Genomic DNA, 13,981 nt, shown 5'->3' with positions numbered 1-13,981 from the left:
TACAGCTAGTACTCTGCAAGATACAGGGGCGTCGCCAAGCGGTAAGGCAGCAGGTTTTGATCCTGCCATGCGTTGGTTCGAATCCAGCCGCCCCTGCCATTTTCCTTCCAAGACCCACCTCAAGCCGCAGGAACTGCAGCGTGTCCAAGATGATGGTCTTCACGGGGAACGCCAACCCCGATCTGGCACGGCGCATCGTGCGCCAGCTGCACATCCCTCTCGGTGACGTCTCCGTCGGAAAATTCTCCGATGGCGAGATCAGCGTCGAAATCAACGAGAACGTTCGGGGCAAGGATGTCTTCATCATCCAGCCCACCTGCGAGCCGACCAACGACAACCTGATGGAACTGGTGGTGATGGCCGACGCCTTCCGCCGCTCCTCGGCCACTCGTATCACCGCAGTCATCCCCTATTTCGGCTATGCGCGCCAGGATCGCCGTCCGCGTTCCGCGCGCGTCGCCATCACCGCCAAGGTCGTGGCCGACATGCTGACCGTGGTGGGCATCAATCGGGTGCTCACCGTCGATCTGCACGCCGACCAGATCCAGGGTTTCTTCGATATTCCCGTGGACAACATCTACGGCTCCCCCGCCCTGGTGGATGACATCGAAGACCAGCGTTTCGAAAATCTGATGATCGTCTCCCCGGACATCGGCGGCGTGGTGCGTGCGCGTGCCGTGGCCAAGAGCCTGGGTGTGGACCTGGCGATCATCGACAAGCGTCGTCCCAAGGCCAACCAGTCGGAAGTGATGCACATCATCGGTGACATCCAGGACCGCACCTGCGTGCTGGTCGACGACATGGTCGATACCGCCGGCACCCTGTGCCACGCGGCCAAGGCCCTGAAGGAACACGGCGCCGCCAAGGTCCTGGCCTACTGCACCCACCCGGTGCTGTCGGGACGGGCCATCGAGAACATCGACAACTCCGTGCTGGACGAGCTGGTGGTGACCAACACCATTCCGCTGTCCGCCGCGGCCCAGGCCTGCAGCCGTATCCGCCAACTGGACATCGCGCCGGTGGTGGCCGAGGCGGTACGCCGGATCAGTAACGAAGAATCCATCAGCGCGATGTTCCGTTAAGGAACAGCCGCTCTGGAAGCGCCCCGGAAGGCCGTGACGGTCTACCGGGGCTTTTTAGTCGGTAGGCCGTAGAACTGGTCGCAAGTCTCGGTCTGCCGATTCCTTATCCTGGAGATTCACAATGGTTGATTTCACTCTGAATGCCGAAGTGCGTTCCGACCTGGGGAAAGGTGCGAGCCGCCGCCTGCGTCGTAATGCCGGTAACGTTCCCGCCGTGATCTACGGTGGCGACAAGGCTCCGACTTCCATCACCCTGGTCGGCAAAGACCTGGCCAAGATGCTGGAAAGCGAAGCCGCTTTCGCCAGCGTCATCACTCTGAAGGTCGGTGGCAGCAACGAAAGCGTCCTGGTCAAGGCCCTGCAGCGTCATCCCTCCAAGGGCTACGTCATGCACGCTGACTTCCTGCGCGTCATCGCCGGCCAGAAGCTGACCGCCCACGTCCCCCTGCACTTCATGAACCAGGAAACCTCCGTGGGCGTGAAGCAGCAAGGTGGCGAGATCCTGCACACCATCAACGAAGTCGAAGTTTCCTGCCTGCCGAAAGACCTGCCGGAATTCATCGAAGTCGACATGGCCAAGGTCGAGCTGGACCAGATCGTTCACCTGAGCGACCTGAACGTCCCGGCTGGCGTCGAGCTGGTGTCCCTGGCCCACGGCAGCGATCTGCCGGTTGCCAGCATCCACATGCCGCGCATCCGTGAAGAAGCTGCTGACGGCGCTGCCGAAGAAGGCGCTGCCGAGTAAGTTCTCGCACGCCTGAAAGAGAAGGGCTCCTGACATGACTGCCGTCCAACTGATCGTCGGCCTGGGTAATCCGGGCCCCGAATACGACCAGACCCGGCACAATGCAGGGGCCCTTTTCGTTGAGCGGCTGGCAGCCGCCCAGGGCGCGAGCCTGGCTGTCGACCGCAAGTATCACGGCCTCGTGGGGCGTTTTCGCCACGCGGGCAACGATGTTCGTCTGCTCATCCCCACCACCTACATGAACCGCAGCGGCCAGGCCGTGGCGGCGCTCGCCGGCTTTTTCCGCATCCCGCCGGCGGCCATCCTGGTGGCCCATGACGAACTCGACCTGCCACCCGGCACCGCACGCCTCAAGACCGGCGGCGGCCACGGTGGGCACAACGGGCTGCGCGACATCATCGCCCAGCTCGGCAATCAGAACGGCTTCCAGCGCCTGCGCCTGGGCATCGGCCATCCGGGCCATGCCAGCCTGGTTTCCAACTTCGTGCTGGGCCGCGCACCGCGCAGCGAGCAGGACCTGCTCGACACCAGCATCGAGGCCGCCCTGGAGGTGGTAACGGCGCTGCTGGACGGCGACCTGACCCGCGCCATGCAACGCCTGCACAGCCGCAAGGCCTGACCTACCCTACCCTCTTCCTTTTCTTCCGCGAGGACACACACCATGGGATTCAATTGCGGCATCGTCGGCCTGCCCAACGTCGGCAAGTCCACCCTGTTCAATGCCCTGACCCAATCCGGTATCGCGGCGGAAAACTTCCCCTTCTGCACCATCGAGCCCAACAGCGGCATCGTGCCCATGCCCGATGCGCGACTGAACGCCCTGGCGGAGATCGTCAAACCCGAGCGGGTGATCCCCACCACCATGGAGTTCGTCGACATCGCCGGCCTGGTGGCGGGTGCCTCCAAGGGTGAAGGCCTGGGCAACAAGTTTCTCGCCAACATCCGCGAGACCGATGCCATCGCCCACGTGGTGCGCTGCTTCGAAGACGAGAACGTCATCCACGTGGCCAACTCGGTGGACCCCAAGCGGGACATCGAGGTGATCGACCTGGAGCTGATCTTCGCCGACCTCGACAGCTGCGAAAAGCAGCTGCAGCGCGTGACCCGCAACGCCAAGGGCGGTGACAAGGAAGCCCTGGCGCAAAAGGCCCTGCTGGAACAGCTGATTCCCCACTTCGAGGCCGGCAAGCCCGCCCGCAGCCTGATGAAGGGCCTGGACGAGGAGCAGAAGCGCCTGGTGCGCAGCTTCCACCTGCTGACCAGCAAGCCGGTGATGTACATCGCCAACGTCGCCGAAGACGGCTTCGAGAACAACCCGCACCTGGACGTGGTCCGTGCCATCGCCGAAGAAGAAGGCGCCGTGGTGGTGCCGGTGTGCAACAAGATCGAGGCGGAAATCGCCGAACTGGACGACGACGAGGAAAAGCAGATGTTCCTCGAATCCATGGGCATGGAAGAGCCGGGCCTGAACCGGGTGATCCGCGCCGGCTACGAACTGCTCAACCTGCAGACCTACTTCACCGCCGGGGTGAAGGAAGTCCGCGCCTGGACCGTCCGCGTCGGCGCCACCGCGCCCCAGTCGGCCGCCGCCATCCACACCGACTTCGAAAAGGGCTTCATCCGCGCCGAAGTGGTGGCCTATGACGACTTCATCGCCTTCAAGGGCGAGAACGGCGCCAAGGAAGCCGGCAAGTGGCGCCTGGAAGGCAAGGACTACATCGTCAAGGACGGTGATGTCATGCACTTCCGCTTCAACGTCTGAGTCACGGCGAACACCAAGAACCCCCTCCTCACCGCAAGGTGGCGAGGGGGTTTTCTTTTGCGCGGCGATTGGCTGTCGCCGCGCAAAGGCACGGCTCGCGGGACGTCGATTTGGCACAATGACCGTCGCTCGACCGCCCGCTTGGGCTCTTTCCGCCGCCTGGATGCCGCCATGAATTTCGAAGACCTGCGCCTGTTCGTCACCACCCTGAACGAGGGCAGCTTCACCGCCGCCGCCGACAAGCTGGGGCTGTCCAAGCAATTCGTCAGCCGGCGGACCATGGCACTGGAGGAAAGCCTGGGGGTGCGGCTGCTCAATCGCACCACGCGACGCCTGCAGGCGACCGAACTGGGGATGCTGCTCTATGAGCGGGCGGTCAAGATCCTCGAAGACGTCAACGACACCGAGGAATTGCTCTCCAGCCGGCGGACGGTGCCCCAGGGGGTGCTGCGCGTGAGTGCGCCCATGACCTTTGGCACCCTGCACCTGAGTCCCCTGCTGCCGGATTTTCTCTCGGCCTATCCGCAGATCCGCCTGGAGCTGGATCTCAATGACCGGGCGGTGGATCTGCTGGCGGAGGGCTATGACATGTCGATCCGTATCGGCACCCTGGCCGACTCCAGTCTGATCGCCAAGCGGCTGACCGAGATGCAACTGGTGACCTGTGCCAGTCCGGATTATCTACGGAAGGCGCCGCCGCTGCTGCAGCCGGAGGATCTGGCCGAGCACAGCTGTCTGCTCTATGGCCATGGTCGCCAGGTGGAATGGCGCTTCCAGCGTGGGGGCAAACCGCTGGTGCTGCCCATGCAGGGTCAGCTCCGGGCCAACAACGGAGAGGTGGTGCGGGATGCGGCCATCGCCGGTCAGGGCATCGCGGTGCTGCCGACCTTCATCATCGGCGCGGCGCTGGCCTCAGGGGCGCTGGTGCAGGTGCTGGAAGACTTCGCCCTGCCCAGCGCGGCGGTCTATGCGGTCTATCCCCAGCATCGTCAGTCGGCGCGCATCGTCCAGCTGTTCTCGGACTATCTGCGCGACCGGCTGACGGTTCAGCCGACTCACGCCACGGCGCCGCGGGCCGGTTGACGCTGGGGCCACTGCTGCAGGGTCCGCTCGGCGCCGTCGGCGGCCAGGCGTTGGCCGTCCAGGCGCTGTTGCTGGCGCTGGATCGAGGGTTGCAGACTGCGCTCGGCACCGTTCTCGGCCAGGGCACGGCGCGGGTCGAGACGCTGTTGCTGGCGCTGGATCGAGGGTTGCAGGCTGCGATCGGCACCGTTTTCGGCCAGGGCACGGCGCGGGTCGAGACGCTGTTGCTGACGTTGGATCGACGGCTGCAGACTGCGATCGGCACCGTTTTCGGCCAGAGTACGATCCTGCTGCTGGTGCTTTTCGATCAGCGAACCCAGGGGGCGCAGGGCGCTTTCCTCGGCCTGGGCGGATTGGGCGATGGCGGCGGTGAGCAGGGTGGCGGCGAAGAGGGCGGTGAGGGCTTTCATGGCGAGTACCTGTGTCGGGTGGGTGTGGACTCATTGTCGCCAGCCCACCCCGCGCCTAGAAATCGTCCCTCGGGATAGCGATCATCGACCGCGCTGATGATGGCGTTCAGGCCCGCGCCTGACGCTGCCGCATGAGGAACAGGCCCCAGACCGCCAGCGCCGTGGCCGCCAGCAGGCACCCGGCCAGACTCACGCCGGTCCAGCCGAAGTGTTCGTAGAGTCGCGCCGACAGCAACGAACCCAGGGAGCCGCCGAGGAAGTAGCCGGTCATGTAACCGGCGTTGAGGCGGCTGCGCGCTTCCGGGCGCAGCCGATAGACCACGTTCTGGTTGCTCACGTGGCTGAGCTGCACGGCGAGATCCAGCACCAGGATGCCGACCAGCAGCGCCGCCAGCGACTGCTGGGCGAAGGCCAGGGGTAGCCAGGCCAGGGTCAGGGAGGCCAGGCCGATGCTGGTGGCGAGACTGCCCTTGCCCTGGTCGGCCATGCGTCCGGCCAGGTTGGCGGCCAGGGCGCCCACGGCGCCGGCGAGACCGAACAGGCCGATGGTGCCGTCGCTGAAGCCATAGGGTTCGGCGGCGAGCAGAAAGGCCAGCGGCGTCCAGAACACCGCGAAGACGGCGAAGCCCAGGCACCCCAGCAGGGTGCGCAGCCGGTGCAGGGGCTCGTCGCGCAAGAGCTCGAACACCGAACCCAGCAGCCGCGGATAGCTCAGGCCCGCCGACTGCTGATAGCGCGGCAGCGCCAGGCGCAGGGCCAGGGCGGTGGCCAGCATCAGACCGGCCGCCACGGCATAGACGGTGCGCCAGTCGCCCAGGGACGAGAGCGCCCCGGCCACGGTGCGGGCCAGCAGGATGCCGAGGATGAGGCCGCTCATCACCGTGCCTATTGCCCTGCCCCGCTGCTCCGGCGCGGCCAGGGTCGCGGCGAAGGGCACCAGTACCTGGGCCACCACCGAGAAGAGCCCGGTCATGGCGGTGCCCAGCAGCAGCCAGGTCAGACTGGTGGCGGTGGCGCTCAGGGCCAGGCCGGCGGCGGCGATCACGCTCATGGTGACGATCAGTCGCCGGCGTTCCAGCAGGTCGCCCAGGGGCACCAGCAGCAGGAGTCCGGCGGCGTAGCTGAGCTGGGCGGTGGTGACGATGCTGCCGGCCTGGGTGTAGCTGAGGTCGAAGCGCTGGGCGATGGTGTGCAGCAGCGGCTGGTTGTAGTAGTTGCTGGCCACGGCGATGCCGGTGGCGACGGCCATGAGCAGGGTCAGCCAGCGGCTGAGAGGAGGTGTGGGGTTCGACATCCGCAGGATCCGGCAGAGAAGAGGCTGGCCAGTATCGGACAACGGCGGCTATCGGTTAAATGAATCGTTAAGATGGCCTTGATCTCATTTCAAGATAGCGCCATGAATCTCAAGCAGCTGGAATTCGCCGTCGCCCTGGCCGAGGAACGCCACTTCACCCGCGCCGCCGAGCGCTGCCATGTGGTGCAGTCGGCGCTCAGTCACCAGATCGCCCGACTGGAAGCCGAGCTGGGCGCCACCCTGTTCGAGCGCCTGCCGCGCCAGGTGCGCATTACCCCCGCCGGCGAAGCCTTGCTGGTCCATGCGCGCCAGGCGCTGGCGGCGGTGGAGCGCTTGCAGCAGGACGTGGCCGCCGCGGTCGGCGCCATTCGCGGCACCCTGACGCTGGGCCTGATCTCCTCGGTGCCGCGCCTGGATATCGTCGAGTTGCTGGCCACCTTCCATGCCCGTCATCCCCAGGTGGACATCCGCCTGCGCCAGGACAAGAGCGAGACGCTGCTGGCGGCGGTGCGCGAGCGGCAACTGGATTTCGCCCTGATCGGGCTGTCGCGCCAGGTGGCCCTGGCGGCGGTGGACAGCCGCCTGCTGCTCAGCGAGGAACTGGTGGCGGTGCTGCCCGCCGCACACGGCCTGGCCGGACGAGAAAGGCTGTCGCTGCACGAGCTGGTGGATCTGCCGCTGGTGGACCTGCCCGCGGGCAGCGGCGCGCGGCGGCAGACCGACGAAGCCTTCGCCGCCCTGGGCCTGCCCCATCGGGTGCGTTTCGAGACGGGCAACATGCAGTTGCTGGAGCGCTTCGTCCGCCGCGGCCTGGCGATCGGCCTGGTGCCCCAGAGTATCGCCAGCACCTTTGCCGGCCTGGCCCGGGTGCCGGTCAGCGATGCGCCCCAGCGTAACGTCCATGCCATCTGGTCGCCCCTGCCGACGCCGGCGACCCGGGAATTTCTCAAGGTACTGGAAGAGGCGCTGGCGGATTAGCTGTCGCGCATCGGCTGGCCGCCGCGAGACGCGAGTGACAGCCTGGCAGCGGCCCTTGCTAAGCTGTCAGGCCCGTACCGCCGGAGATTTCAGCCATGCAGATCACGCGCATCGTACCGAACATCGCCACCGCGCAATTGGCCGCCGCCAAGGTCTTCTACGGTGAGCTGCTGGGGCTGACGCTGGCGATGGACCATGGTTGGATCCTGACCTTCGTCGGCGCCGGCCAGACCACTCCCCAGGTCAGCTTCGCGATGGAAGGTTGCTCCGGCACGCCGGTGCCGGAGTTGTCGCTGGAAGTCGATGACCTGGACGAGGTCTTGCGTCGATTGGAGGGCGCGGGCTACGTGCCGGAGTACGGTCCGGTGATGGAGCCCTGGGGCGTGAGACGCTTCTTTGTCCGCGATCCTGGTGGGAGGCTGTTGAATTTCCTGGAGCATGTTTGAGGAATGACCGCCGGGTGGTCCGCCGGTACGGCCGCGCCTAAAAGCCCGCGCAGAAACGTAGCCTGGAAAACGGCGCGGCCTTTTCAAAGGGGTGACGTTGTTGCGCGGGGAGCGCCCTCACCCCAACCCTCTCCCAGAGGGAGAGGGGGCTAGCCGTGCAGGCGTTCAGCTCTATTTGAACCGTAGCCTGGAAAACGGCGCAGCCTTTTCAAAGGGGTGACGTCGTCGTGCGGGGCGTGCCCTCACCCCAGCCCTCTCCCGGAGGGAGAGGGGGTTATTCGAGCAGGCGTGCAGCTCCATCGGAAACGTAGCCTGGAAAACGGCGCAGCCTTTTCAAAGGGGTGACGTCGTTGCGCGGGGCGTGCCCTCACCCCAACCCTCTCCCGGAGGGAGAGGGGGTTATTCGAGCAGGCGTGCAGCTCCATCGGAAACGTAGCCTGGAAAACGGCGCAGCCTTTTCCAGGGGTGAGGTCGTTGCGCAGGGGTGCCCTCACCCCAACCCTCTCCCGGAGGGAGAGGGGGCTAACCGAGCCGGTGTTCAGCCGCGGCAGAACGCTCGACGGCCTGTGGAGCTACCCTCAGCCCTCGCTGACCGGCAGTCGGCGCACGAAGTTGCCCACCCGCCAGGCCAGTTGTTCGCCCTGGCACTGCACCAGCAGGTTGCGCACCGGGTAGGACTGGCCGGCGACGCTGGCTTCGGCCTGGGCTTCGCTGGCGCCGTCCAGGTGGTTGCGGGCGAGAACCTGATAGCTGCCGGTGGGGCAGCGTGCCGCCGCTTCGCCCGCGCAGCCGGACCAGCTGCCGAAGACCCCGTTGCACTGCACCAAGTAGGCCGTGCTGCCATCCCTGAGGTAGGCGTTGTGGGAGCTGGCGCAGCCGGCCAGCAGGGCGAGGAAGCCGGCGCAGGCCAGCAGGCGGAGGGTAGTGCGAAGGGCGGCGAGGCTCATGGGAGTGGCTCCAAACAATATGGAGCCATCCTAAGAAGCCAACCCCCTCCCCCATAAATCGTACCGGCGGATAGCGCTTATCGACGACGCTGATGGCCGCGGCGCTAGGGGTTCTCGCCCATGAATCTGATGATCTCGCCGCGCAGCCAGCGCTCGCCCGGATCCTGGTCCTGGGCCGCGCGCCAAACCAGCGACAGCTTGGCCGGGACGATGGGAAACGGCGGTTCCTCGAGGCGCAAGCTGCCACTGGCGGCCAGCGCCCGGGCGGCGTAGTCGGGCACCGTGGCGAGCAATTCGCTACCCGCCAACAGGGCGCCGAGGCCGTTGAAGTGGGGTACGCCCAGGGCCACCTTGCGACTGCGGCCGAGGCGCGCCAGGTCGTCGTCGATGTTGCCGCAGAGATCGCCGGACATGGACACCAGCACATGGGGCCGGGCGCAGTAGTCGTCCAGCGTCAGGGGCGCGGGATCGCGGTCGGCGCGGACCACCAGGGCGCGGATGTGCCTCAGGGTGCGGCACTTGGCGTTGGCCGGCAGCTGGGTGGTGTAGCTGATGCCCAGGGACACCTCGCCACTGGCCAGCAGCCCGGGCAGGAGCAGGAAGTTGGCGTTGCGCACCACCAGCACGCAGTGCGGCGCCACCTCGCGCAGATGGGCCAGCAGCGGCGGCAGCAGGCCGCATTCGACGTCGTCGGACATGCCCAGGCGAAACACCGCGCGACTTGCGCCGGGGTCGAAGTCGTCGACCTCGCTCAAGGCATTGGACAGGCCGTCCAGGGCCGGACGCAACCGTTCGAGAATGGCCAGGGCGCGCGGCGTGGGCTCCATGGCGCGACCGCTGCGCACCAGCAGGGGATCGTCGAAGAACTGTCGCAGGCGCACCAGGGCGGCGCTGATGGCCGGCTGGCCAAGAAAGAGCTTTTCCGCGGTGCGGGTGAGGTTGCGCTCGTGCATCAGGCTTTCGAACACCACCAGCAGGTGCAGGTCGATGCGGCGCAGGTCGTTGCGGTTCACGGCATCCCTCCGCGAAGGCCAGGCGCCGGAAGGGGCGCCTGGCCGTCGTTTACCTTACTTGGCGGCCAGCTTGGCGTAGCTGGTCATCAGGTTGCGGTAGTTGGGGATGTGGTTGGACAGCAGGGCGCCCAGGCCCTCGATGTCGTTGCGCCAGTCGCGGTGCAGTTCGCAGGCCACGCTGAACCAGTTCATCAGCTGCACGCCGGCGGCGCTCATTCGTGCCCAGGCGGCCTGCTGCACGGTCTTGTCGAAGGTGCCGGAGGCATCGGTCACCACGAAGACGTCGAAGCCTTCGGCGATGGCGGCCAGCGCCGGGAAGGCCACGCAGACGTCGGTCACCACGCCGGCGATGATCAGCTGCTTGCGGCCGGTGGCCTTGATGGCGGCGACGAAGTCCTGGTTGTCCCAGGCATTGATCTGGCCGGGACGGGCGATGTACGGCGCCTCGGGGAACAGCTCGATCAGCTCGGGCACCAGCGGTCCGTTGGGGCCCTGCTCGAAACTGGTGGTGAGGATGGTGGGCAGACCAAAGAACTTGGCGCTGTTGGCCAGGGCCAGGACGTTGTTCTTGAAGTCGCTGGGGGTGAAATCCTGCACCAGGGAGATCAGACCGGCCTGGTGGTCGATCAGCAGGACGACGGCATCGTTCTTGTCGAGACGGTTGTAGGGCTTGCTCATGGTGGAGTCCTCGGGGGTGGTGGTTGATGAGGTAACGGGCTGCGCTAGGCGCCGCCCAGGAGATGGCGGATGGCGATGGGTACGCCGGGGGTCTGGTATTGCCGCGCCGCCGCTTCCAGGCGCTGTTCGCCCTGGGTGACGCGGTGGTGGTGGCGCAGGTGCTCCAGCCAGGATTCGTCGCAGAAGAATTCCTGCCAGCGGCGCGGTTCGGCGCTGTCCTGCAGCAGCGCCCAGGAGAAGGCGCCGTTGCGCCGGCGCATGGCGCCCACCGCCTGCATGGCCTGGCGAAAGGCCGGGCCGTGCTCGGGGGCGATGTCGTATTCCAGGGTGACCATCACCGGGCCGCGCTCGCGGTCCAGAGAGTCGTCGAGGATGGGCGCCGGCCAGTGCAGCGAAGGCGCGATGTCCGCCGCCGGGGTGACCGGCAGGCGCAGGCGCCAGGTCAGCCCGATGCCGGCCAGCAGTACCCCGGCCGCCGCGCTCAGCGCCACGCTCAGGGAGAAATGACTGGCCAGGGCGCCCCAGAGGAAGCCGCCCAGGGCGCTGGTGCCAAAGAACACCAGGATATAGACGGCCAGGGCGCGGGCGCGCACCCAGGCGGGTACGGCGGTCTGGGCGGCCACCTGCAGGCTGGAGAGCACGGCGATCCAGGCCAGGCCGCTGGCCAGCATCACCGGCAACAGCCAGGCGAAGTCGCGGATCCAGGCCAGGCCGAGCAGGACCAGCGCATAGAGGGCACTGGCGCCGGCCACCAGCAGGTCGCTGGAGAGTCTTTCACGCAGGCGCGGCAGGAGCATGGCGCCGCCGATGGCGCCCAGGCCGACACAGCCGAGCAGGATGCCGAAATCCAGGGCGGTGCCCTGCAGGGCTTGGCGTACCAGCAGGGGCAGCAGGGCCATGCCGGCGCTGGCGCCAAGGAAAAACGCGGCGGTCCGGGCCAGCACCACCTGCAGCTGGAGCGAGCTGCGGGCATAGCGGAAGCCGACCCGGACGGCGCCCAGCAGGCGCTCCGCGGGCAGCACGGCGGCTGCAGGTTGGCGTCGCCAGGTCAGGAGCGCGACGATCACGGCAAAAAAGGAAACGGCATTGAGGGCGAAGGTCAGCCAGGGACCGGCCAGGCTGACCAGCACCCCGGCCAGGGCCGGGCCGAGGGCGCGGGCCACGTTCATGCCCAGGCTGGACAGGGCGATGGCCGCCGGCAACTCGCTCTTGTCGACCAGCTCGGGGGTCAGCGCCGACCAGGCCGGCAGCATCAGCGCGGTGCCCACGCCCATGGCCAGGGTCAGGCCCAGCAGCAGCGGTACGGTCATCCAGCCGGCCAGGGTCAGGCCGGCCAGGGCCAGGGCCACCGCGGCCATCCACAGCTGCACGCCGAGCAGATAGCGGCGCCGGTCGACGATGTCGGCCAGGGCGCCGGCCGGCAGCGCCAGCAGGAACATCGGCAACGCCCCCGCCACCTGCACCAGGGCCACCGCCAGAGGGCTGGCGGACAGCGAGGTCATCAGCCAGCCGGCGCCCACCTCGTGCATCCAGGTACCGATGTTGGAGGCGATGCTGGCCAGCCACAGCCAGCGAAAGGTGCGCTGGCGCAGCGGCTGCCAGGGCGAGGCGACGTTGGGAGTCACGGCGGCGGCGGTCATGGCGGCGCTCCTCAGAAGCTGAAGCAGGAGCAGCCGAAGGCGCCCCAGAAGCCACTGAAGTCGCTCACCGGCACCCGGCTCTGGCGCGCCCGCTCATGGCCGTGGCCATGCACGGCACAGGCACCGGCGCACTGGTGCACGGCGGCTTGCAAGGGCGCACCAGGTTTCCAGTGACCGGGCACCTTGACCACCGGCGACCAGTCCGGGGTGACCGGCAGGGGCGCCGGCCCCAGGCGATCGAATTCCTCGGCGCCATGGACGATGCGGCCACCAACCACGGTGAGCACCGACTCCAGGTGCTTGATGGCCTCTTCCTCGACCGTGAAGAAGTCTGCCGAGAGCACCGCCACGTCGGCCAGCTGGCCCACCCGCAGCTGGCCCTTCTTGCCCTGCTCCGAGGAGAACCAGGCACTGCCCTGGGTGAAGAGTTGCAGGGCAGTGGCCCGTGGCAGGCCTTCCTGATAGAGCGCGAGGCCGCCGACGGTACGGCCACTCACCAGCCAGTACAGCGAGGTCCAGGGGTTGTAGCTGGAGACGCGGGTGGCGTCGGTACCCGCACCCACCGGCACGCCTTCGGCCAGCATCCGCTGGATCGGCGGGGTCTGCTCGGCCGCCTGGGCGCCATAGCGGTCGACGAAGTATTCGCCCTGGAAGGCCATGCGGTCCTGGATGGCGATGCCGCCGCCGAGCGCCTTGACCCGCTCGATGTTGTGCGGGCTGATGGTCTCGGCGTGGTCGAAGAACCAGGGCAGGCCATTGAAGGGCACGTCGCGGTTGACCCTCTCGAAGACGTCGAGCATCCGCGAGATGGATTCGTCGTAGGTGGCGTGCAGGCGGAACGGCCAGCGCTGCTCCACCAGGTGGCGCACCACGGGTTCCAGATCGGCTTCCATGGTGGGCGGCAGGTCCGGGCGCGGTTCGAGGAAGTCCTCGAAGTCGGCCGCCGAGAAGGCCAGCATCTCGCCAGCGCCGTTGTGGCGGAGGAAGTCGGTGCCCTGGTGCAGGGTGACGCTACTGGTCCAGTTCTTGAAGTCGATCAGCTCTTCCTTGGGTCGCTGGGTGAAGAGGTTGTAGGCGATGCGCACGGTGAGCTGGTCGGCGTCGGCCAGTTCCTGGATCACCTGATAGTCGTCCGGGTAGTTCTGGAAGCCGCCGCCGGCGTCGATGGCGCTGGTCAGCCCCAGGCGATTGAGTTCGCGCATGAACTGGCGGGTGGAATTGACCTGGTATTCCAGCGGCAGCTTGGGTCCCTTGGCCAGGGTGGCGTAGAGGATCATGGCGTTGGGCCGGGCGATGAGCATGCCGGTGGGCTCGCCGCGGGCATCACGCTGGATCTCGCCGCCTGGCGGATTGGGCGTGTCCCTGGTGTAGCCCACGACCCGCAGGGCGGCGCGATTGAGCAGCGCCCGGTCGTAGAGGTGGAGAATGAACACCGGGGTGTCCGGCGCCGCCTGGTTGAGTTCGTCCAGGGTCGGCAGGCGGCGCTCGGCGAACTGGAATTCGTTCCAGCCGCCCACCACCCGCACCCACTGGGGCGCCGGGGTGCGCTCGGCCTGGTCCTTGAGCATGCGCAGGGCATCCGCCAGCGAGGGCACGCCCTCCCAGCGCAGCTCCAGGTTGTAGTTGAGGCCGCCACGGATCAGGTGCAGGTGGGAATCATTGAGGCCGGGGATGGCGCGGCGCCCGCGCAGGTCGACCACCTGGGTGGCCGGGCCGCGATAGGCCATGACGTCGCTGTCGCTGCCCACGGCGATAAAGACGCCGTCCCTGATGGCGACCGCGGTCGCTTCGGGGCGCTCGGGATCGACGGTGTGGAGCTTGCCGTTGTGCAGGATCAGATCGGCGTATTGCATGTGGCCTCCGGGACCAGGGTCAGAAGCCCGGGCGCAGGGCGCCCGGGAAG

14 protein-coding genes and 1 tRNA gene are annotated in these 13,981 nt (G+C 67.3%); 8 read left to right on the top strand and 7 right to left on the bottom strand.

All coding sequences use genetic code 11. The features are described 5' to 3' along the window. Positions 1-24 precede the first annotated feature (24 nt). The 6 genes from OXS31_RS12000 to OXS31_RS11975 all read left to right on the top strand — a co-directional run bounded on the left by OXS31_RS12000 (position 25) and on the right by OXS31_RS11975 (position 4,672). A tRNA-Gln gene (locus OXS31_RS12000) sits at positions 25-99 on the top strand. Between the two features lie 41 nt (positions 100-140). Next, positions 141-1,082, top strand: coding sequence for a ribose-phosphate pyrophosphokinase (locus tag OXS31_RS11995; protein ID WP_007161553.1), 942 nt, complete (start codon positions 141-143; stop codon positions 1,080-1,082). Between the two features lie 121 nt (positions 1,083-1,203). Beyond that, a complete protein-coding gene (locus OXS31_RS11990) occupies positions 1,204-1,827 on the top strand; it encodes a 50S ribosomal protein L25/general stress protein Ctc (protein ID WP_027602867.1) in 624 nt (207 codons plus the stop codon). A gap of 34 nt (positions 1,828-1,861) precedes the next feature. Continuing rightward, positions 1,862-2,446, top strand: coding sequence for an aminoacyl-tRNA hydrolase (gene pth / locus OXS31_RS11985; RefSeq protein WP_267399141.1), 585 nt, complete (start codon positions 1,862-1,864; stop codon positions 2,444-2,446). 42 nt (positions 2,447-2,488) lie between these two features. Then, positions 2,489-3,589 carry a redox-regulated ATPase YchF gene (ychF, locus tag OXS31_RS11980; RefSeq protein ID WP_007161550.1) on the top strand — a complete coding sequence of 367 codons (1,101 nt, stop codon included), beginning with the start codon at positions 2,489-2,491 and terminating at the stop codon, positions 3,587-3,589. 171 nt (positions 3,590-3,760) lie between these two features. Next, positions 3,761-4,672: a LysR family transcriptional regulator gene (locus OXS31_RS11975; protein ID WP_044343174.1), complete on the top strand. Its 912-nt coding sequence runs from the start codon at positions 3,761-3,763 to the stop codon at positions 4,670-4,672. Here OXS31_RS11975 and OXS31_RS11970 read toward each other — a convergent pair. Further along, positions 4,645-5,082: a hypothetical protein gene (locus OXS31_RS11970; RefSeq protein WP_267399140.1), complete on the bottom strand. Its 438-nt coding sequence runs from the start codon at positions 5,080-5,082 to the stop codon at positions 4,645-4,647. The genes OXS31_RS11975 and OXS31_RS11970 overlap by 28 nt on opposite strands. A 106-nt stretch (positions 5,083-5,188) precedes the next feature. Then, complete coding sequence (locus tag OXS31_RS11965) at positions 5,189-6,376, bottom strand: MFS transporter (RefSeq protein ID WP_267399139.1); 1,188 nt, start codon at positions 6,374-6,376, stop codon at positions 5,189-5,191. 102 nt (positions 6,377-6,478) lie between these two features. Between OXS31_RS11965 and OXS31_RS11960 the strand changes: the two genes are divergently transcribed. Further along, on the top strand, positions 6,479-7,354 hold the full coding sequence (locus tag OXS31_RS11960; protein WP_044343177.1) for a LysR substrate-binding domain-containing protein: 876 nt from the start codon (positions 6,479-6,481) through the stop codon (positions 7,352-7,354). Positions 7,355-7,449: 95 nt separating this feature from the next. Then, positions 7,450-7,800 carry a VOC family protein gene (locus tag OXS31_RS11955; protein WP_267399138.1) on the top strand — a complete coding sequence of 117 codons (351 nt, stop codon included), beginning with the start codon at positions 7,450-7,452 and terminating at the stop codon, positions 7,798-7,800. A 578-nt stretch (positions 7,801-8,378) separates the two neighbouring features. Here the strand turns inward: OXS31_RS11955 and OXS31_RS11950 are convergent. The 5 genes from OXS31_RS11950 to OXS31_RS11930 all read right to left on the bottom strand — a co-directional run bounded on the left by OXS31_RS11950 (position 8,379) and on the right by OXS31_RS11930 (position 13,931). Then, on the bottom strand, positions 8,379-8,747 hold the full coding sequence (locus tag OXS31_RS11950) for a hypothetical protein (protein WP_144961938.1): 369 nt from the start codon (positions 8,745-8,747) through the stop codon (positions 8,379-8,381). Positions 8,748-8,851: 104 nt separating this feature from the next. Then, a complete protein-coding gene (locus OXS31_RS11945; protein ID WP_044342892.1) occupies positions 8,852-9,760 on the bottom strand; it encodes a LysR family transcriptional regulator in 909 nt (302 codons plus the stop codon). A gap of 54 nt (positions 9,761-9,814) precedes the next feature. Then, positions 9,815-10,438: an isochorismate family cysteine hydrolase YcaC gene (ycaC, locus tag OXS31_RS11940; protein ID WP_007161541.1), complete on the bottom strand. Its 624-nt coding sequence runs from the start codon at positions 10,436-10,438 to the stop codon at positions 9,815-9,817. 44 nt (positions 10,439-10,482) lie between these two features. Then, positions 10,483-12,078, bottom strand: a complete 1,596-nt coding sequence (locus OXS31_RS11935; protein WP_044342893.1) for an MFS transporter — start codon at positions 12,076-12,078, stop codon at positions 10,483-10,485. Between the two features lie 11 nt (positions 12,079-12,089). Then, positions 12,090-13,931, bottom strand: a complete 1,842-nt coding sequence (locus OXS31_RS11930) for an amidohydrolase (protein WP_267399137.1) — start codon at positions 13,929-13,931, stop codon at positions 12,090-12,092. Positions 13,932-13,981 lie beyond the last annotated feature (50 nt).

The organism is Pseudomonas sp. GM_Psu_1 (assembly GCF_026544185.1).
GTDB classification, from domain to species: Bacteria; Pseudomonadota; Gammaproteobacteria; order Pseudomonadales; family Pseudomonadaceae; genus Chryseomonas; species Chryseomonas oryzihabitans.
This window is presented reverse-complemented; position numbering and strand designations above follow the sequence as displayed.

What these genes read in the sequence shown, in the direction of transcription:
- OXS31_RS11975 (WP_044343174.1), top strand. Translation starts at nt 3,761, where the DNA reads ATGAATTTCGAAGACCTGCGCCTGTTCGTCACCACCCTGAACGAGGGC.
- pth (WP_267399141.1), top strand. Translation starts at nt 1,862, where the DNA reads ATGACTGCCGTCCAACTGATCGTCGGCCTGGGTAATCCGGGCCCCGAA.
- OXS31_RS11970 (WP_267399140.1), bottom strand. Translation starts at nt 5,082, where the DNA reads ATGAAAGCCCTCACCGCCCTCTTCGCCGCCACCCTGCTCACCGCCGCC.
- OXS31_RS11960 (WP_044343177.1), top strand. Translation starts at nt 6,479, where the DNA reads ATGAATCTCAAGCAGCTGGAATTCGCCGTCGCCCTGGCCGAGGAACGC.
- OXS31_RS11930 (WP_267399137.1), bottom strand. Translation starts at nt 13,931, where the DNA reads ATGCAATACGCCGATCTGATCCTGCACAACGGCAAGCTCCACACCGTC.
- OXS31_RS11965 (WP_267399139.1), bottom strand. Translation starts at nt 6,376, where the DNA reads ATGTCGAACCCCACACCTCCTCTCAGCCGCTGGCTGACCCTGCTCATG.
- OXS31_RS11950 (WP_144961938.1), bottom strand. Translation starts at nt 8,747, where the DNA reads ATGAGCCTCGCCGCCCTTCGCACTACCCTCCGCCTGCTGGCCTGCGCC.
- ychF (WP_007161550.1), top strand. Translation starts at nt 2,489, where the DNA reads ATGGGATTCAATTGCGGCATCGTCGGCCTGCCCAACGTCGGCAAGTCC.
- OXS31_RS11935 (WP_044342893.1), bottom strand. Translation starts at nt 12,078, where the DNA reads ATGACCGCCGCCGCCGTGACTCCCAACGTCGCCTCGCCCTGGCAGCCG.
- ycaC (WP_007161541.1), bottom strand. Translation starts at nt 10,438, where the DNA reads ATGAGCAAGCCCTACAACCGTCTCGACAAGAACGATGCCGTCGTCCTG.
- OXS31_RS11955 (WP_267399138.1), top strand. Translation starts at nt 7,450, where the DNA reads ATGCAGATCACGCGCATCGTACCGAACATCGCCACCGCGCAATTGGCC.
- OXS31_RS11990 (WP_027602867.1), top strand. Translation starts at nt 1,204, where the DNA reads ATGGTTGATTTCACTCTGAATGCCGAAGTGCGTTCCGACCTGGGGAAA.